The 18,068-nt window shown below is 67.3% G+C and carries 13 protein-coding genes and 1 pseudogene; 5 read left to right on the top strand and 9 right to left on the bottom strand.

Annotated features, from left to right (window positions below):
• Positions 1-223: 223 nt before the first annotated feature.
• On the bottom strand, positions 224-7,204 hold the full coding sequence (locus tag BCR55_RS23915) for an Ig-like domain-containing protein (protein ID WP_065496168.1): 6,981 nt from the start codon (positions 7,202-7,204) through the stop codon (positions 224-226).
• Between BCR55_RS23915 and BCR55_RS32740 the strand changes: the two genes are divergently transcribed.
• Together BCR55_RS32740 and BCR55_RS23910 are read left to right on the top strand one after the other, a co-directional pair.
• Positions 7,179-7,694, top strand: a complete 516-nt coding sequence (locus BCR55_RS32740) for a hypothetical protein (RefSeq protein WP_139094081.1) — start codon at positions 7,179-7,181, stop codon at positions 7,692-7,694. The two genes, BCR55_RS23915 and BCR55_RS32740, sit on opposite strands and share 26 nt — an antisense overlap.
• A gap of 811 nt (positions 7,695-8,505) precedes the next feature.
• A complete protein-coding gene (locus tag BCR55_RS23910) occupies positions 8,506-9,243 on the top strand; it encodes a sulfite exporter TauE/SafE family protein (RefSeq protein ID WP_006410604.1) in 738 nt (245 codons plus the stop codon).
• Between the two features lie 100 nt (positions 9,244-9,343).
• Here BCR55_RS23910 and BCR55_RS23905 read toward each other — a convergent pair whose 3' ends face one another.
• The 5 genes and pseudogenes from BCR55_RS23905 to ftrA all read right to left on the bottom strand — a co-directional run bounded on the left by BCR55_RS23905 (position 9,344) and on the right by ftrA (position 14,367).
• A complete protein-coding gene (locus BCR55_RS23905) occupies positions 9,344-9,922 on the bottom strand; it encodes an NnrU family protein (protein WP_053298303.1) in 579 nt (192 codons plus the stop codon).
• A 280-nt stretch (positions 9,923-10,202) separates the two neighbouring features.
• Positions 10,203-10,601: pseudogene (locus BCR55_RS23900) on the bottom strand (TfoX/Sxy family protein); the annotation flags it as partial.
• 13 nt (positions 10,602-10,614) lie between these two features.
• Positions 10,615-11,724, bottom strand: a complete 1,110-nt coding sequence (locus BCR55_RS23895) for a malate/lactate/ureidoglycolate dehydrogenase (RefSeq protein WP_065496166.1) — start codon at positions 11,722-11,724, stop codon at positions 10,615-10,617.
• 87 nt (positions 11,725-11,811) lie between these two features.
• On the bottom strand, positions 11,812-13,266 hold the full coding sequence (locus BCR55_RS23890) for a M20 family metallopeptidase (RefSeq protein ID WP_006406157.1): 1,455 nt from the start codon (positions 13,264-13,266) through the stop codon (positions 11,812-11,814).
• 126 nt (positions 13,267-13,392) lie between these two features.
• On the bottom strand, positions 13,393-14,367 hold the full coding sequence (gene ftrA / locus BCR55_RS23885; RefSeq protein ID WP_006406156.1) for a transcriptional regulator FtrA: 975 nt from the start codon (positions 14,365-14,367) through the stop codon (positions 13,393-13,395).
• Between the two features lie 110 nt (positions 14,368-14,477).
• Here ftrA and BCR55_RS23880 point away from each other — a divergent pair, with 110 nt between their 5' ends.
• Complete coding sequence (locus BCR55_RS23880; protein ID WP_006396529.1) at positions 14,478-14,903, top strand: rhodanese-like domain-containing protein; 426 nt, start codon at positions 14,478-14,480, stop codon at positions 14,901-14,903.
• Positions 14,904-14,987: 84 nt separating this feature from the next.
• Positions 14,988-15,314, top strand: a complete 327-nt coding sequence (locus BCR55_RS23875) for a superinfection immunity protein (protein WP_006396528.1) — start codon at positions 14,988-14,990, stop codon at positions 15,312-15,314.
• A 12-nt stretch (positions 15,315-15,326) separates the two neighbouring features.
• On the opposite strand, the gene BCR55_RS23870 is transcribed toward BCR55_RS23875, so the two are convergent.
• Together BCR55_RS23870 and BCR55_RS23865 are read right to left on the bottom strand one after the other, a co-directional pair.
• Entirely contained in the window at positions 15,327-16,505 is a 1,179-nt protein-coding gene (locus tag BCR55_RS23870) for a cytochrome P450 (protein ID WP_065496164.1), read from the bottom strand.
• A 99-nt stretch (positions 16,506-16,604) separates the two neighbouring features.
• A complete protein-coding gene (locus tag BCR55_RS23865) occupies positions 16,605-16,871 on the bottom strand; it encodes a YodC family protein (RefSeq protein ID WP_006396526.1) in 267 nt (88 codons plus the stop codon).
• A gap of 41 nt (positions 16,872-16,912) precedes the next feature.
• Here BCR55_RS23865 and BCR55_RS31625 point away from each other — a divergent pair, with 41 nt between their 5' ends.
• The gene (locus tag BCR55_RS31625) at positions 16,913-17,152 is read left to right on the top strand and encodes a sugar transporter (protein ID WP_083211878.1); all 240 of its coding nucleotides are present in this window, start codon (positions 16,913-16,915) and stop codon (positions 17,150-17,152) included.
• Here BCR55_RS31625 and BCR55_RS23860 read toward each other — a convergent pair.
• On the bottom strand, positions 17,149-18,009 hold the full coding sequence (locus BCR55_RS23860) for an oxaloacetate decarboxylase (protein ID WP_065496744.1): 861 nt from the start codon (positions 18,007-18,009) through the stop codon (positions 17,149-17,151). The genes BCR55_RS31625 and BCR55_RS23860 overlap by 4 nt on opposite strands.
• Positions 18,010-18,068 lie beyond the last annotated feature (59 nt).

The following is an 18,068-nucleotide window of genomic DNA, read 5'->3' as shown; positions in this document are numbered from 1 at the left end:
AGGTGGCCTGAAAGAGAAACGGTGTGGGCCGCGCGCTCGGCGCGGCACCGGACGAATCTGAAACGAGCGGTTGTCTTGTGCATCATCAGGACGCCGACGGCGTACCATTCGGCGAATCAGGTTCCCGCGTCATGCCGGGCGATCGATTGCCGGGCGCACGCGCTTCGACGGCGAGCGCGCGCGTCCGGTCGGGGAGGCAGGCCGGCCTCCCCGGGCGTGACGGTCAGACGATGATCTGATGGTTCGCGAGCAGGGTCTCCAGGTTGGTCGTCACGTTGTTCAGCGTGACGAGCGTTTCGGAACCAAACGCGGTGCCGGCACCGTCGCGGTCGATGCTGATCACCGTATCCGAGCCGACGTTGGTCACGTTCAGGTACTGGCCGATCGTGTCGCCCGAGTCGATCGTCGGGACGCCGTCGACATCGTGCGCGGGGCCGTCGGCATCCGCGGTGTAGCCGACGAGCAGCTTCGACAGGTCGATCTTGTCGCCGCCGGTGTCGGACGGGCCGCTCGCGAGCTGGAAGTCGGTGATCACGTCGTGACCGTTCCCGCCCGTGTTGTCTGCCGGCGTGACGACCTCCCACAGGAACACGTCGGTGCCGGCACCGCCCGTCAGCGTGTCGTCGCCGGCGCCGCCGATCAGGATGTCGTTGCCGTTTCCGCCGTTCAGCGTGTCGTTGCCCGCGCCGCCGCGCAGCAGATCGTTGCCGTCGCCGCCGTTCAGCACGTCGTCTCCGTTGTAGCCGTACAGACGATCGTTGCCCGACGTGCCGTTGACCGTGTCGCCGTTCTGCGTGCCTTCGACGATCGACGTCGACTGCGACGAGCCGAGCAGGTTCGCGTTCAGCAACTGGCCCGCGGTCGCCGAGGCGGACAGTCCCGTCTTGTCGGTCGCGGAGATCGTCACGCTGTCGAGCGCGCTGATGCTGATCGCGCCGCCCGTCAACGTGATCGAGCCGAGAAACTCGTTGAGCTTCAGGTTGTCGATCGCGCCGCCGTCCGCCGCGGTGATCGTCATGTCCGACGACGGTCCGATCACGCCGAGGATCCCGTTGTTGTTCACGACGTTGAAGCTCAGCCCGAGCTCGTTCGCGAGTGCCTGGTTCGCGCCGAAATGCAGCGCGCCGAGCCCGAGCAGCCCGCCGTAGTGCAGCGTGACGTGATCGATGTTGTTGTTGTAGTCGGATGCGCCGAACGCCTGCTGCGTACCCAGGTCGATCAGGTCCAGCAGGTTCGCGCCGACGATCCCGAGCAGGTTGCCGGATGCTTGCGCAGAGACGACCGGCGCGACGTTCGGATCGATCGTGAACGTCTGCTGCGACGAGCCGCCGATATTGCCGGCCGCGTCGACGACACGCACCGTCGCCGTATAGTCCGCCGCCGCAAGGACGCCGTCCGTGTACCACGTCCAGTTCGTGCCGTTGACGGTCGCCGCGCTCCAGTGTGCGCCGCCGTCGAGACTGACCTGCACGACTTCGCCCGCACCGAGCGCGCCGCTCAGCGTGCCGCCGAGAATCGGCGTCGTATCGCCCGTGACCCAGTCGTTCGGTGCGCCGGTGTTGTCGGTGAGCGTCGTGAGCGTTGCCGTCGCGGTCGGCGCGACCGTGTCGACGTTGATCGAGAACGCCGCGCTCGGCGTGCTGACGTTGCCGGACGCGTCGGTCGCGGTGACGGTCAGCGCGTGCGCGCCGTCCGAAAGACCGGTGGTCGGCGTGAAGGTCCAGTTGCCCGATGCGTCGGCCGTCGTCGTGCCGAGCAGCGTCGTACCGTCGTAGACGTTGATCGTGCTGCCGCCTTCGGCCGTGCCCGTGAGCGTCGGCTTCGTATCGTCGGTCGATGCGCCGTTTGTCAGTGCGCCGACGATCGAACCGACGTCGTCGGTCACGCTCGCGATAACGGGTGCCGCAGGGGCCGTGGCATCGCCGGTCACGGTCACAGTTGCGGACGGGCTCGTGTTGCCGGCTGGGTCGCTCGCCGTTACGCCGATCTGCGTGCCGATGGGCAGCGGTGTCGTGGGCGTGTAGGTCCATGCGCCGCTCGGGTCGGCGGTGACCGTTGCGTCCGGCGTGCCGTCGTCGTTCGTGTCGATCTGGATCGTCGCGCCGGCTTCGGCCGTGCCGGACAGAGAGGTGCCGTCCGTCGGGTTCACGGTCGGGGTCGACGGAGCGGTCGTGTCGACCGTCAGATCGAATGCTGCGCTCGGCACACTCACGTTGCCCGATGCGTCGGTCGCCGTCACCGTAATCGCGTGTGCGCCTTCACCGAGACCCGCCGCCGGCGTGAACGTCCAGTTCCCCGACGCATCGGCCGTCGTCGTGCCGAGCAGCGTCGTACCGTCGTAGACGTTGATCGTGCTGCCCGCTTCGGCCGTACCGCTCAACGTCGGCGTCGTGTCATCCGTGCTACCACCGGAAACGATTGCGCCAAGAACCGAACCAACGTCGTCGGTCACGCTAGCAATGATCGGCGCCACCGGCGCAGTGACATCACCGGTCACCGTCACCGATGCAGACGGGCTCGTGTTGCCCGCGGCATCGCTTGCCGTTACGCCGATTTGCGTGCCGACAGGCAGCGGTGCCGAGGGCGTGTACGTCCATGCGCCGGTCGGATCAGCCGTCACCGTCGCATCCGGTGTGCCGTCGCCATTCGTGTCGATCTGGATTGTTGCGCCTGCTTCGGCGGTGCCCGACAGAGACGTGCCGTCCGTCGGGTTCACTGTCGGAGCCGAAGGCGCAGTCGTATCAACCGTCAGATCGAATGCCGCGCTCGGCGTGCTCACGTTGCCCGACGAATCCGTTGCCGTGACCGTCAGGCTGTGTGCGCCTTCGCCCAATGCAGTCGCCGGCGTAAAGGTCCAGTTGCCGGATGCGTCTGCCGTGGTCGTGCCGAGCAACGCCGTACCGTCGTAGACGTTGATCGTGCTGCCCGCTTCGGCCGTACCGCTCAACGTCGGCGTCGTGTCATCCGTACTACCACCGGAAACGATTGCGCCCAGGACCGAACCAACGTCGTCAGTCACGCCGGCAATGACGGGCGCCGCAGGCGCCGTCACATCGCCCGTCACCGTCACCGATGCAGACGGGCTCGTATTGCCCGCCGCATCGCTTGCCGTTACGCCGATTTGCGTGCCGACAGGCAGCGGTGCCGAGGGCGTGTACGTCCATGCGCCGGTCGGATCAGCCGTCACCGTTGCATCCGGCGTGCCGTCGCCATTCGTGTCGATCTGGATCGTCGCGCCTGCTTCGGCCGTGCCCGACAGAGAGGTCCCGTCCGTCGGGTTCACTGTCGGAGCCGAAGGCGCAGTCGTATCCACTGTCAGATCGAATGCCGCGCTCGGCACACTGACGTTCCCCGACGAATCCGTTGCCGTGACTGTCAGGCTATGTGCACCTTCGCCCAATGCGCTCGCCGGCGTGAAGCTCCAGTTGCCCGATGCATCGGCCGTCGTCGTGCCCAGCAACGTCGTGCCGTCGTAAACGCTGATCGTGCTACCCGCCTCTGCGGTACCCGTGAGCGTCGGCGTCGTATCGTCGGTGCTGCCACCGGAAACGATTGCGCCGAGGACCGAACCAACGTCGTCTGTCACACCAGTAATAACCGGCGCAGCAGGCGCCGTAACATCGCCGGTCACCGTCACAGTTGCAGACGGGCTCGTGTTGCCGGCTGCGTCAGTGGCCGTCACCCCGATTTGCGTGCCGACAGGCAACGGCGTCGAAGGCGTGTACGTCCATGCACCGCTCGGGTCGGCCGTCACCGTTGCGTCCGGCGTGCCGTCACCATTCGTGTCGATCTGGATCGTCGCGCCTGCTTCCGCCGTACCAGACAGAGAAGTGCCATCCGTCGGGTTCACCGTCGGCACAGCCGGCGCGGTCGTATCGACCGTCAGATCGAACGCCGCACTCGGCGTGCTCACGTTGCCCGACGAATCCGTTGCCGTGACCGTCAAGCTGTGTGCGCCTTCGCCCAATGCACTCGCCGGCGTGAAGCTCCAGTTGCCCGATGCATCGGCCGTTGTCGTACCGATCAGCGTCGTACCGTCATAGACGTTGATCGTGCTGCCCGCTTCAGCCGTACCGCTCAACGTCGGCGTCGTATCGTCGGTGCTGCTGCCGGAAACGATTGCGCCAAGGACCGAACCAACGTCGTCCGTCACGCCCGCAACAACTGGCGCTGCCGGTGCCGTGACATCGCCGGTCACCGTCACAGTTGCAGACGGGCTCGTGTTGCCGGCTGGGTCGCTTGCCGTCACGCCGATTTGCGTGCCAATGGGCAGCGGTGTCGCGGGCGTGTAGGTCCATGCGCCGGTCGGATCGGCCGTTACCGTTGCATCCGCTGTGCCGTCGCCGTTCGTGTCGATCTGGATCGTCGCGCCGGCTTCAGCCGTGCCCGACAGAGAGGTCCCGTCCGTCGGGTTCACTGTCGGAGCCGAAGGCGCAGTCGTATCCACTGTCAGATCGAATGCCGCGCTCGGCACACTGACGTTCCCCGACGAATCCGTTGCCGTGACTGTCAGGCTATGTGCACCTTCGCCCAATGCGCTCGCCGGCGTGAAGCTCCAGTTGCCCGATGCGTCGGCCGTCGTCGAGCCGAGCAGCGTCGTACCGTCGTAGACGTTGATCGTGCTCCCCGCTTCGACCGTACCGCTCAAGGTCGGCGTCGTGTCATCCGTGCTACCACCCGAAACGATTGCGCCCGTGACTGAGCCAACGTCGTCGGTTACACCCGCAATAACCGGCGCTGCCGGCGCCGTGACATCGCCAGTCACTGTCACCGATGTAGGCAGACTCGTGTTGCCGGCAGCATCGCTGGCGGTCACGGTGATTTGCGTACCAACCGGCAACGGCGTCGAAGGCGTATACGTCCACGTGCCACTCGCATCGGCCGTGACGGTCGCATCCGGCGTGCCGTCGCCATTCGTGTCGATCTGGATCGTTGCGCCGGCTTCGGCCGCACCGGACAGCGACGTCCCATCCGTCGCGTTCACCGCTGGCGCAGCCGGTGCCGTCGTATCCACCATCAGATCAAACGCGGTACTCGGCGTGCTCACGTTGCCCGATGAATCCGTTGCCGTGACCGTCAGGCTATGTGCACCTTCGCCCAAGGCAGTCGCAGGTGTGAAGCTCCAGTTGCCCGATGCGTCCGCCGTCGTCGTGCCCAGCAACGTCGTGCCGTCGTAAATATTGATCGTGCTGCCCGCCTCCGCGGTACCCGTGAGCGTCGGCGTCGTATCGTCGGTACTGCCCCCGGAAACGATTGCGCCAAGGACCGAACCAACGTCGTCGGTCACGCCCGCAATAACTGGCGCTGCCGGTGCCGTGACATCGCCGGTCACCGTCACAGTCGCAGACGGGCTTGTGTTGCCGGCTGGGTCGCTGGCAGTCACGCCGATTTGCGTGCCGACAGGCAGCGGTGTCGACGGCGTGTACGTCCACGCGCCACTCGGGTCAGCCGTCACCGTCGCGTCCGGCACGCCATCCCCATTCGTGTCGATCTGGATCGTCGCGCCCGCTTCCGCCGTGCCCGACAGAGAAGTACCATCCGTCGGATTCAGCGTCGGAGCCGAAGGCGCAGTCGTATCCACCGTCAGACCGAACGCCGCACTCGGCACACTGACGTTCCCCGACGAATCCGTTGCCGTGACAGTCAAGCTATGCGTGCCTTCACCGAGGCCCGTCGTAGGTGTAAAACTCCAGCTCCCTGATGCATCTGCCGTCGTCGTGCCCAACAACGTCGTGCCGTCGTAAACATTGATCGTGCTGCCCGCCTCCGCAGTACCCGTGAGCGTCGGCGTCGTGTCGTCGGTACTGCCTGCGGAAACGATTGCGCCGAGGACCGAACCAACGTCGTCTGTCACACCAGTAATAACCGGCGCAGCAGGCGCCGTGACATCGCCGGTCACAGTCACCGATGCGGCAGGACTCGTATTACCCGCCGCGTCGCTTGCCGTCACACCGATCTGCGTGCCGAGAGGCAATGGCGTGGAAGGCGTATACGTCCACGTGCCACTCGGGTCCGCCGTCACGGTCGCATCCGCCACGCCATCCCCATTCGTATCGATCTGGATCGTCGCGCCCGCTTCCGCCGTGCCCGACAGAGACGTGCCATCCGTCGGATTCACCGTCGGCGCAACCGGCGCCGTCGTATCGATCGTCAGACCGAACGCCGCACTCGGCGCACTGACGTTGCCGGCGATGTCGGTCGCCGTGACCGTAATCGCGTGCACGCCCTCACCGAGCGCCGCGGCGGGCGTCAAGGTCCAGTGCCCCGACGCATCGGCCGTCGTCGTACCGATCAGCGTCGTACCGTCGTAGACGTTGATCGTGCTGCCGGCTTCGGCCGTCCCGCTCAGCGTCGGCGTCGTATCGTTCGTCGCGCCGCCGCTGACGATCGGATGCTGCGCATCGTCGCTGACGGCCGTGATCGCCGGCGCGCCCGGCACCACCGTGTCGACAACCACGCCGACTGCAGCCGGCGCGCTGCTAGTGCCGTTGGCGTCGGTCTGCGTGACCGAGATCTGATGGCTGCCGTCGGGCAGCGTGCCGGGTGTGTACGACCAGCGGCCGCCGGCATCGGCGGTCACCGTTCCGACCGGCTGTCCATCGATGAAAATCGTCACCTTCGCGTTCGGCTGCGCGCCCGAGCCCGTGATCGTCGGCGTGCCGTGACGCGTCACGACGCTCGCGTTTCCGCCGATCGACTGCTCTGCAACCGACTCGATCGTGAGCCGTCCGGGCGCCGAGCCGCCGCCCAACCCGCCCACGCCACCGGAGCCGCCGCCGTCGCCGCCCCCGCCGCTGGCCGCAGCCGCCGCAATCCCGCCGGCCGCCGCAACGCCTCCGAGTATCCCGAGCAGCGCGCCGGTCGACAGCCCGTCGCCGATCGGCGCATATGCGACAGCCGACTCGACGATGCCGTCGCCGCTCGCCTGCAGCGCGGAGCCGAAGTGGACGAGAAAACGCCCGTCGTCCTGCACGAACACGAGATTGTGATAATCGGCGCCGTTTTCGAAGAACGCCTGCACGCGCAGCGTCCGGCCATCCTTGAATTCGACGATCAGGTCGTTCCCGGACCGCGCGTAATTGGCGACGTCCTCTTTATGAGCCGATAGCAGGAAATTGGCGGGACCGCCGGGCGACGATGCGCTTTGCGCGCCGGCAGCGACCGGGACATCGACGTGATTGCTCAAGACGGACGAGGAAACCATTGCCGAACTCCTTCTAATGGTGTGGCAAAACGCCGGCCCGCATCGTGCGGGCGATCATGCGGACACACGGTCGCGGCCGGCGCGGCCGCAACGCGACTCGCCTTGCGCAAGACGGACGGCCGCGCCGTACGGACGTGACGAGTCCGCCGCTCGCGCGAAGCGGCATACGACTGAATCGAGAAGAAAGAAAAGGGAGAGTGGGCTACGGACTCAGGAAACCGTCCGGGCCGCAATCGATACCGTTGGCCTTTCGAATCAGCACGGCGTTGAAGCCGCGATTCGAATCACCGGCATACCGCGGTTCGCCGGCCCCGATGCAGCGGATATTCGCCGCACGACGAATGCTGGTTTGATATTGAATGTGCATCTCTACGCCCTCGCCACATTTTTGTATCGACTGTTATCGCGAATCACCAACAATGCGCTTTTAAGAAGCGACTTGTTGCGGCGCACAAGCTTCCTTATCGTGCCCGCCTCGTGCCTGTATTGAGATTACACCGGTCTTTCATAAACATGATTGCACTTCGGCGACGTTTTTACAAATATTTTCATTCCTTCTTTCCGGCCGCTTCCGTGAAAAGCAAAAAGATAAACAATTTGCAAGATTGAGTCGGCTGTCGGCTTGTCGACGCAAGCATTTCGCCCCCTGTAAATCGCAAAATGTGAATACGTTTATCACCAGATTTAACGCCGCGATCGGCGCCGGCCGGGGCTGCGCGAGCGTAGGGGGCGCGATGCGTACTTGGCGTTGCCACCTTTTAAAACCCTAAAACCGTAAGGCAAAAGGAACATATCGGTAAGCTTTTACTGAATAACAGTTTGTCGGCCGTGGCTCGGCAAAAAATACCGAATCGATCGACAATCTCGTTACTTTCTTTCAGCCGGAGACACCAGGCAATGAAAAACCTGTCAACAATCACTTAGATACTTCATATAAAGGCAACCGAGATAATTTCCGAATCGAAAATGAAAACCACCCAACCCCTTTGGATTTTTGTTCAATGCCGTGCAGAAACGCCCCCTCACCGCTTCTCCATTAATTCAAGCGAAGCAGCGAATAACAAAATCTCCGTCTGGATTAATTCATCGAAGTAACGAATCCCCGGCGATAACGCCAGTCGGAGCGCACTCCAAAACTTCACGCGACGCGCAGGTGCCTCGCCACTCCGGCATTCGCACAAAAACCCGCCATCCGCTCACGCCCGAAGTGCATGCGCCGCTGTCCTGAATTACCATCGCTCATCCCCGCGCGGCACGCAGCACCGTCAAGCGGCCACTCTCGGCATTCGGGTTCATCCATCGTGCTTGCGCTCGTCATCCTCGCCGGTCTGTGGGCCGGTCTGCAAAACGCCCTGGCGGGCGGCGGCTCGTTCGTCACGCTGCCGGCGCTGATCGTGTTCGGCATGTCGCCGCTCGCCGCGAATATCACGTCGACAGTCGCGCTGTTCCCGGCGCAGGTCGCTACCGGCTGGGCGAGCCGCCGTATGGTGCGCGGGGCCGGCAAGCTGCCGTTTCGTGCGCTGTTCGCGATCAGCGTCGTCGGCGGCGCACTCGGCGGCCTGCTGCTGTTGAAAACACCGTCGTCGATCTTCTCGCGGCTCGTGCCGTGGCTCGTCCTGTTCGCGACGGTGCTGTTCGCGTGGGGCAGCTTCTTTCGCCGGCCGGCCGGCGAAGCCGCGCATATCGGCCCTGTCGCGGCCGCGATCTCGCAGTTTTTGATTGCAATCTACGGCGGCTATTTCGGCGGCGGCATCGGTTTCCTGATGATGGCCGCATTGACGATGGCGGGCCTGTCGCCACGTCACGCGACGTCGACGAAGAATGCGCTCGCGGGCGTGATGAATGCGTCGGCCGTCGTGCTGTTCGTGACGTCGCCGCAGCTGCATTGGGGCGCAGCACTCGCGCTCGGCGGCGGCGCCGTGGTCGGCGGCCTGCTCGGCACGTGGGCACTGCATCGCGTCAACGAACGCATGCTGCGCATTGCGATCGTCTGTATCGGCGCGGCGCTGACCGTCGCGCTGTTCGTCAAGCCGATCTGAGACGGCGCGGCGGCACGGCGGCGATGGTCGCCTGCCGGCGCGCCGCCAGGCGACGCGGATGAGCCCTTCCGCGCAAGCGCGCGAACGCGCCAGAGGCCGCTCAACCGAACGGCCGCACGCCGATCAGCCAGCCGTGCAGGAACGACGCGAAGACCGCCCACGCGACCAGCCCGGCGACGACCGTGCCGACGTCGCCGGCGAGACCGCCCGCCGGATACCGGACGCCATCGCGCCGATCGCGCGCGCGCAACACGACGAAGTCGGCGAGCGACCACACGAAGAACGCGCCGAACAGAACGACCGCATGCAACGTACCGTTCGCGAGCAGATGCGCGATCGCCCAGACCATCACGCCGGCGGCCATCGGATGCCCGACCAGCGTCTTGATGCGATTGCGCGGCACATACGCGGCGGCGAGCAGCACGAACGCGATCGCGGTCAGCATGCCGGTCAGATGACGCACACCGACCGGCGACACCCACAGCAGCGCCGCGTTCTCGCGCGCGAGGCCGTAGCCGCGGACGATCAGCACGAAGCCGACGATCGACACGATGGAGAAACGGGCCCGCCAGCCGTTGGCGCCGAATCGCGCGATCATCGCGGCGCGCCAGCCTTCGGCGACGATCCGGATCGAGTGCACACCGAGGAAGATCGCTAAACCGGCAATCAGGACCAGCATCGGCTGTCTCCGTCTGGAAGGGTCAGTGGGGGAAAGACGTCCGCGCGGCGTTCGATGCGCCGTTCGCGGGCCGGCTGCGCGGCCGGCATGGGCGCGCCGCTGCGTCGGGAGCGGCCCGCGCCGATCATAAACGGCGCGGCGGTCATTGTGAAGCGCGGCCCATCACCGCTCGATCGCCGATGCGGGCCGCGTTGGCCGAGCGACCTCGCAAGCGCGGGCTCGCGCGCACTTCAGCGAGTTTCAGCGAAAGCGACGAAAACCGCAGACGCGACGACGATCACGCGCGCTTGCGCGCCGTCACGCGCTTCGCTTTCGGTGCCGCGCGCGTGCGCCCCTTCGGCGGCCCGGCGAGCAGCGCTGCGCGATACGCGCTGCGGCACCAGTCGAACAGCGCGCCGGCATCCTCGAGCACGTCGGCCGGCGTTTCGTAATAGCCGTCGAGCGCGACGGTCCGCGTACGCCCCGCATACGAAAACGGCCCCATGCCGGCCGCGACGAACGCGGGGCGATTCACGTCGTCGACACGCAGAAACAGCGACCCGCGCGCGACGAAGCCGAACATCACGCCGTCGAGTCGCAGGGCCGCGCCGCCGAACAATCGCGTGACCGTCACCGCGCCGAGACCCGACAACTGATACGCGATCTCGTCGCCACGCGCCTTCTCCGCCTGCCAGCTCATCGCGTGTGCGCGCTCAGGCGCCGACGCAGCAGCGCTGCGTCCACGCATCGAGCTCCGCTTCGTCGAAGCCGACCGCGGCTGCGCTGTCGCGGATCTGCCGCCACGTCGCGCGGTCGACCGGAATGCCGGCTGCCGTGCGCGCGGCGCGGCTCGCTTCCTCGGGTTCGCCCGGCACGCGCACGGGCTCGTCGCCCGCCCGCGGCGACGCCTTCGCCCAGTCGACGAACGCGTCGGCTTCGCGCGCGGCATCGGCCGCATCGAATGCATTGGGGTCGATCAGCACCGACAGCATCCCGTTGACGATCGCGCTCGTCTTCTGCACGGTTTCGGCATACGTCGTATGCCCGCCCACCAGCGCACCGCCGAAGACTTCGCACATCGCCGCGAGCGCATAGCCCTTGTGCAGCCCGAACGGCAGCAGCGCGCCGAACGGCGGCACGTGCATCACGGCCGGGTCGTCGGTCGGCTGTCCGCGATGGTCGATCAGCGAACCGGCCGGCACGTGCCAGCCCTGGTTGTAGGCAACGCGCGTCTTGCCGTACGCGATCGCGCTCGTCGCGAAGTCGAGCAGCAGCGGCGGCTTGCCGGCGCGCGGATACGCGGCGCAGAACGGATTCGTGCCGAAACGCGCATCGGTGCCGTGCAGCGGCGCGACGAGCAGGTCGCCCGGCACGTTGACGAAGTGAAACGATACGAGGCCCGCACGCGCGCACTGCTCGGCCCAGTGGCCGATCCGGCCGAGATGATGGACCTCGCGCAGGCCGATCGCGCAGATGCCGATGCGCCGCGCGCGCTCGATGCCTTCGACCATCGCCTCGAACGCGACGACCTGGCCGAAGCCGCGCCCGCCGTCGATCGTCAGCACGGCGCCGCCGTCGCGCACGATCGAGGCATGGCCGTTCAGGCGCAGCCCTCCTTCGCGCCACGCCGCCACGTAGTTCGGGATCATGCCGATCCCGTGCGAATCGTGGCCCGCGAGATTCGCGCCGACCAGATGATCGGCGACGAGCCGCGCTTCGCGTGCGTGACTGCCGGCCCGCTCCCACAGCGCGGCGACGAACGCATGCAGCGGATCGGCGCCCATGCGCAGCAGGTCGGTGTCGGCAGTCGGCGGCACGGTCATCGGCGTCTCCGTCGGGACGAGGGGAGTGAATGAAACGAATCGAACGGCAAACGGCGGCGGCCCGACGCCCGGGCCGCCGCGAGCGCATCAGCGCGCGGACGCGATCACGTCCGCCACTGCCGCCGTGAGCTTCTTCGCATACGGCACGTGCAGGAACTCGTTCGGCCCGTGCGCGTTCGACTTCGGCCCGAGCACGCCGCACACCATGAACTGCGCGGACGGGAAGCCTTCCTGCAGCACGTTCATCAGCGGGATCGTGCCCCCGAGGCCCATATACGCGCAGTCCGCGCCGAAGTGGCGACGCGACGCGGCGTCGAGCGACGACGCGAGCCAGGGCGCGAGATCGGGTGCGCTCCAGCCGGTGGCCGCGCCGGCATCGGGCTTGAACGTGACCTTCGCGTTGTACGGCGGATCGACTTCGAGCAGTTCCTTCAGCTGCTGCACGGCCTGGGCGGCGTCGACGAGCGGCGGCAGGCGCAGCGACAGCTTGAACGCGGTGCGCGGCCGCAGCACGTTGCCCGCATCGGCCAGCGCCGGCAGGCCCGCCGCGCCGGTCACCGACAACGACGGCCGCCACGTCGAATTCAGCAGCGCCTCGCGCGGATCGGTCGTGGTCGGCAGCACCGGCTTGCCGTCCGCGCCGCATGCCCACGGCAATCCCTTCCACACCGCGTCGCCGAGAATCGCGGCGGCCGCGTCGGCCTCGCGCAGGCGGCTGGCCGGAATCTCGCAATGGAAGACGCGCGGCAGCAGGTTGCCGTTCTTCGCGTCCTCGAGACGTTCGAACAGCTGACGCATGACGCGGAAGCTCGACGGCGCGATGCCGCCGTACACGCCCGAATGAATCCCTTCCTCGAGCACCTCGACCTGCAGGTCGCCGGACACGAGCCCGCGCAGCGACGTGGTCAGCCACATCTGGTCGTAGTTCCCGGCGCCGGAATCGAGGCAGACGACGAGCGATACCTGGCCGAGCCGGTCGCGCAGCGCGTCGACGTACGGCAGCAGGTCGTAGCTGCCCGATTCCTCGCAGGTTTCGATCAGGCCGACGCAGCGCGGCCGTTCGACGCCCTGCTCGTCGAGCGCGCCGAGCGCCGCGAGGCTCGCATAGATCGCGTAGCCGTCGTCCGCGCCGCCGCGGCCGTACAGCTTGCCGTTCTCGAACTTCGGCGTCCACGGGCCGAGATCGGCGCGCCAGCCGTCGAATTCGGGCTGCTTGTCGAGGTGGCCGTACAGCAGGATCGTGTCGGTGCTGCCCGAACGCGTCGCGGGCGTCTCGAAGAAGATCACGGGCGTGCGGCCCGGTAGACGGACGATCTCGAGCTTCAGCCCTTTCACCGGCTGGCGTTCGGCCCACTGCGCGGCGTCGGTGACGACACGCTCGAGATAGCCGCGCTTCGCCCAGTCGGGATCGAATGCGGGGCTCTTCGCGGGAATCGCGATGTAGTCGGTCAGCGCGTGGAGGATTTCATCGTTCCACTTGCGCTCGATGAAGGTGACGAGCTTGTCATGGTCGAGGACGGGGGTAGTGTCGACGGAGGTCATGGTGGGTGCCTGGATCGGGCTGACGAAAATCCAGATGATACGCCGATGCTCCGCCTGCGGCGGCCGTTTGCGGGTGCTTGGCGGCGCGCTGCGCGGGCGGTCGGCGCGCGCGGCGCCGCGCGGTCGTCAGGCGTCCCAGCGTCGCGCGCCGCGATCCATGCCGCGCCGATAAGCGGCCGGACTCGTCGCCGCGATGCGCCGGAAATGCCGGCGCAGCGATTCTTCCGAACCGAAGCCTGCCCGCGCGGCGACCTGCGCGAGCGACAGCGCCGGATGCGTTTCGAGCAGATCCTTCGCGACGTTCACGCGCTCGCGAATCAGCCACGCGAGCGGCGACATCCCTGTCGCATCCGCGAACTGCCGCTGCAGCGTGCGCGGGCTCATCGCGGCCTGCGCGGCGAGCGATGCCAGCGTATGCGGCTCGGCCGCGTGCGCGCGCATCCAGTCGATCAGTTTCGCGAGCCGGTCGGTGCCGCCTGGCGCAACGGGGCGCGGCACGAACTGCGCCTGTCCGCCGTCGCGATGCGGCGGCAGCACGAGACGCTGCGCGACGCGGTTCGCGATCGCACCGCCGTGATCGCGTCGCACCAGATGCAGCAGCATGTCGAGGCCGGCCGCCGATCCGGCGGACGTGATGATCTGCCCTTCGTCGACGTAAAGCGCGTCGGGATTCACGCGCAGCGCCGGATAGCGCGCCTGCAGCTTCTCCGCGTAGCGCCAGTGCGTCGTCACGGTGAGGCCGTCGAGCACGCCGGCCGCCGCCAGCACGAACACGCCCGAGCAGATCGAACAGAGCCGCGCGCCGCGACGATGCGCGGCGCGCAGCTTCTTCAGCAGCGGTTCCGGCGGCAGTTCGTCCGCATCGCGCCAGCCGGGGATCACGATCGTGTCTGCGCGATCGAGCATCGCGAGCCGGTACGGCGCGGCGACCGTGATGCCGCCTGCCGCGCGCACCGGCCCCGGCTCGCTCGCGCACACCGCGAAGCGGTACCAGTCGACGCCGAGTTCCGGACGGTCGAGCGCGAACAGTTCGACCGTGCAGCCGAATTCGAAGGTGCAGAGCCGGTCGTAGGCCAGCGCGACGACGCGATGATTTTTCATGACGCGATGTTACCGGAACTTGTCGATCGCGCCACTGCCGCGCGGCGCGCGAAACCGCGATACTGGCCTCCGATCGCGCACATCGCGCCCTTTTCGAGGAGAACCTGCCCATGTCTTTCGTGACCGACGTTCCTGCCGCCGACAGCGCCGCCGCGCTCGCCCACTTCGACGCGTCGCTGCGCTTCGAGACCGACTGCTGGGACGTCCACGACGCGCTCGCGTCCGGCGCGCCGGACTTCGTGCTGCTCGACGTCCGCAGCCCCGAGCTGTTCGCGGCCGGCCATGTGCCCGGCGCGCTGAACCTGCCGCACCGGAAGATCGTGGAGGGCAAGCTGGCCGGGTATCCGCGCGACACGCTGTTCGTCGTCTACTGCGCGGGGCCGCACTGCAACGGCGCCGCACGCGCCGCGAGCCGCCTCGCGCGGCTCGGCCGGCCGGTCAAGCTGATGATCGGCGGCATCACGGGCTGGCGCGACGAAGGTTTCGCGCTGAGCAACGATACGCGATCCGAAACGGCCGATTCGCCGCGACCGTGATCGAAAACGCAACAATCAATTGCCGGCACGTGAACGGAAAAAGCGCGACAATCGGCCTCATTGCAGTTCGGACGGAGCAGCACCATGCAGAACGAAGTCCTGATTCAAGTCGCCGGGTCGGTGGTCGCGATCGCGCTCTATTTCCTGCCCGCGATCGTCGCCGATCGACGCGGCCGGCACGACAAGCTGATCGTCGCCGTGTTCAACGCGCTGTTCGGCTGGACCGGCATCGGCTGGCTGATCACGCTGTACTGGGCCTGCCAGCCGAATCCGCAGGTCGACGTCGCGCAGACGATCCTCGCGAAACGCCGCGGCATCAGCATGCGCACGTTTTCGACGGGCCTCGTCGAACGCGTGCAGCGCCGCGTCGCCGCCCAGGAACGATGGGCGGAAAAACAGGGGTGCCGCTGAACCGGCTTCCCGTCATCGCGCCGCGTCGAACTTCGGCATCCTGATATTGGCCGACGCGCGGTAGCTCCACTTCAGCGCTTCGCGCGGCGGCCAGCCGCCCGCGCGCAACAGCGCCCCGAACGCTCCCACCGTCACAGCCCGCGCGATCCGCGCGCCCGGACATTGATGCGGCCCCGTGCCGAAGCCGAAGTCCGGGCCCGGCGTGCGCGCCGGCACAAAGCGATGCGGATCGCGATGCACGGCCGGATCGCGGTTCGCCGCGGCGAGCACGACGAGAATCGCCGCGCCCGCGTCGAGCGTCACGCCTTCGAGCGTCGTGCGCGCGGCGACGAAGCGTCGCGTGTTCTGCACCGGTGTCTCGAAACGCGCGACTTCCGCGACGAACGCGTCGAGCGTCGCATCGTCCGGCACGTCGCCTGACGACACCGATTCCGCAGACCGGCGATGCCACGCGACGATCGCGTTCGCCAGCCATGCGGCCGTCGCTTCGCAGGTCTGCGACAGCAGCCCGACGAGGTTCGCGACGAGCGCACCGCTCGCGTGCCACCCCGCTTCCGCAGCCGCGTCCTTGACGGCAGACACCAGCGTGCCGTCCCGAGCATGCGACTGCGCGACGCGCACCGTCATCCGGTCGAGCAACTGTCGCGCGGCGTCGCTCGCGCGCGCAAGCGATGCGGCGTCGGACAGCGGCGACAGCGCGGCGACGAAATCGACGACCGATGCGGCGATGTCGTCAAGCTGCGATTCGTCGAAACCGAGCAGGTCGGCCACCGCCCGAACGGGCGTGGCGATACACCATGCATTCAGCGCACCGGGATCGTCGAGCGCGGGCAACTGCGCGGCGGCAAGCGTCGCCGTGCGCCCGCGCGATGCCTGCACGTCGATCTGCGCAAGCGCCGCGTGCAGCGCCTGCTTCGGCACCTGATGCCGCAGCGCGCCGTCATTCATGCGCACGAGTTCGCCGAACAGCGCGCCGGCGGACGTACCGCGCAGCGCGGGCGGCACCGGCAGATCGAGCGGACGCACGCGGCACGCCGGATGGCCGAGCACGGCCCTGACGCTCGCCGCGCGCGTCGCGACCCACAGGCCGAGCGACGCGTCGTACGCGAGCGGCGGCCCGTCGAGGAGCGCGGCGTAATACGGATAGGGATCGCGGTGCATGACCGCGGCAATCGGATCGGTCGGGTTCATGTCCGCAGTATCGGACCGCTCGGCCGCCGCTTGTTTCGGGCTCGCCTGAAATGTCGCCGTACGGCGGCGCGCACGCGCTGCGGTCCGCAGGCGAACCGGCTACGCCGCCGACCGGCAGCGGCTCGCGTGCATCCGCATGCGCGCGCGGCCGGCCGAGATGGCGCGCGGCTCGGCCACGACGGTTTCGTGATGGAACATTTCCTGCCGGAAATGCCCGGCTTCGTCGAACCACTGGCAGATCAGCCAGTCGGCGTCGTCGAACACGACCGGCCCCGCATACGTGACTGTCATGCGCGGACCGCCGGTTTTCAGCGTGACGACGTCGCCGATACGAAATCGGCTGCGGTGATTTTCTCGGATCGTCATGGCTCTCTCAGGACTTTTTTATATATTGATTTTCCGGCCGCTTGCCGACCGGTTATTTCTCTGTCGCGCAGATTACCAATCCGGAAAATAACCGGCAACTCCCGTGTTTCAAACCGGACACGCCCGTGGAGCGCGCACCGGCGGCCGGCACGCATGGAGCAGCGTGCGACAGCACAGAAAAACGCGCTGCCGCGCCGATTCGCATCGTTTCAATATCGCGCGATGTGCGCCGATTATCGGCAATGAAGTTTTTGCTGAAAACGATTTTTCGGGCCGATTAAGGTTCGAATTCGACCGGCGGATTGCCGGACGCCGCAAACCAGCGATCGAGATCGCGCGACGGCACCGCGTGCGCGGCGAATTCGAACGTGCCGGCATGCGTGATCTCGCCGATCGCGCGTACGAACGCACCGAGTGCGGCACGCGCAAGCGCGCTGCCGACGCTGATGCGCTTCACGCCGAGCGCCGCCAGCGCATCGACGCTCAGCGCCGCGCCCTGCAATCCCATCACGACATTGACGGGCGCCTGCACGGCCCGCGTCACGGCCTCGATGTCGGCCGGATCGGTCAAGCCCGGCGCATAGAGCACGTCGGCGCCCGCGTCGCGATACGCGACGAGGCGCGCGATCGTGTCCGCGAGATCGCGCCTGCCGTTCAGATAGTTTTCGCAGCGGGCGGTCAGCGTAAACGGAAACGGCAGCGCGCGTGCCGCCGCGGCAGCGGCCGCGATCCGTTCGACCGCCGCGTCGCGCGGATAGATCGGCGCGTCGGCACGGCCGGTCGCGTCCTCGATCGACCCGCCGACGGCGCCCGCTTCCGCCGCGAGCCGGATCGTCTCGGCGACGATCTCGGGCGCGTCGCCAAAACCGTTTTCGAGGTCGGCGCTGACCGGCAGCCCGCCGGCGGCGGCGATCACGGCAATGTGCTCGAGCATCGCGTCGCGGCCGATCGCGTTGTCGGGCAATCCGCGCGAATACGCATAGCCGGCGCTCGTCGTCGCGAGCGCGGGGAAGCCGGCCATCGCGAGCAGCCGCGCGGTGCCGGCGTCCCACGGATTCGGAATCACGAATGCGCCGGCGCGCGCGTGCAGCGCGCGGAACGTTTCGGCGTGACGGGTCTGGTGAGCAGCATGCGGCATCGTCGTCTCCTCGGAATCGGAGACGTCAGCATACGCGCGCACGATGCGACGACGTTTCG

Origin of the sequence: Burkholderia sp. CCA53 (genome assembly GCF_001685525.1) — a bacterium.
Taxonomy (GTDB): domain Bacteria; phylum Pseudomonadota; class Gammaproteobacteria; order Burkholderiales; family Burkholderiaceae; genus Burkholderia; species Burkholderia multivorans.
Note: the sequence above shows the minus strand (reverse complement) of the source record. Positions and strands in the feature narration are given on the sequence as shown.

Bases quoted from the DNA above. Each gene is read 5' to 3' on its own strand.
- BCR55_RS23915 (WP_065496168.1), bottom strand. From the start codon at position 7,204: ATGGTTTCCTCGTCCGTCTTGAGCAATCACGTCGATGTCCCGGTCGCT.
- BCR55_RS23905 (WP_053298303.1), bottom strand. From the start codon at position 9,922: ATGCTGGTCCTGATTGCCGGTTTAGCGATCTTCCTCGGTGTGCACTCG.
- BCR55_RS23895 (WP_065496166.1), bottom strand. From the start codon at position 11,724: ATGACCGTGCCGCCGACTGCCGACACCGACCTGCTGCGCATGGGCGCC.
- BCR55_RS23890 (WP_006406157.1), bottom strand. From the start codon at position 13,266: ATGACCTCCGTCGACACTACCCCCGTCCTCGACCATGACAAGCTCGTC.
- ftrA (WP_006406156.1), bottom strand. From the start codon at position 14,367: ATGAAAAATCATCGCGTCGTCGCGCTGGCCTACGACCGGCTCTGCACC.
- BCR55_RS23880 (WP_006396529.1), top strand. From the start codon at position 14,478: ATGTCTTTCGTGACCGACGTTCCTGCCGCCGACAGCGCCGCCGCGCTC.
- BCR55_RS23875 (WP_006396528.1), top strand. From the start codon at position 14,988: ATGCAGAACGAAGTCCTGATTCAAGTCGCCGGGTCGGTGGTCGCGATC.
- BCR55_RS23870 (WP_065496164.1), bottom strand. From the start codon at position 16,505: ATGAACCCGACCGATCCGATTGCCGCGGTCATGCACCGCGATCCCTAT.
- BCR55_RS23865 (WP_006396526.1), bottom strand. From the start codon at position 16,871: ATGACGATCCGAGAAAATCACCGCAGCCGATTTCGTATCGGCGACGTC.
- BCR55_RS23860 (WP_065496744.1), bottom strand. From the start codon at position 18,009: ATGCCGCATGCTGCTCACCAGACCCGTCACGCCGAAACGTTCCGCGCG.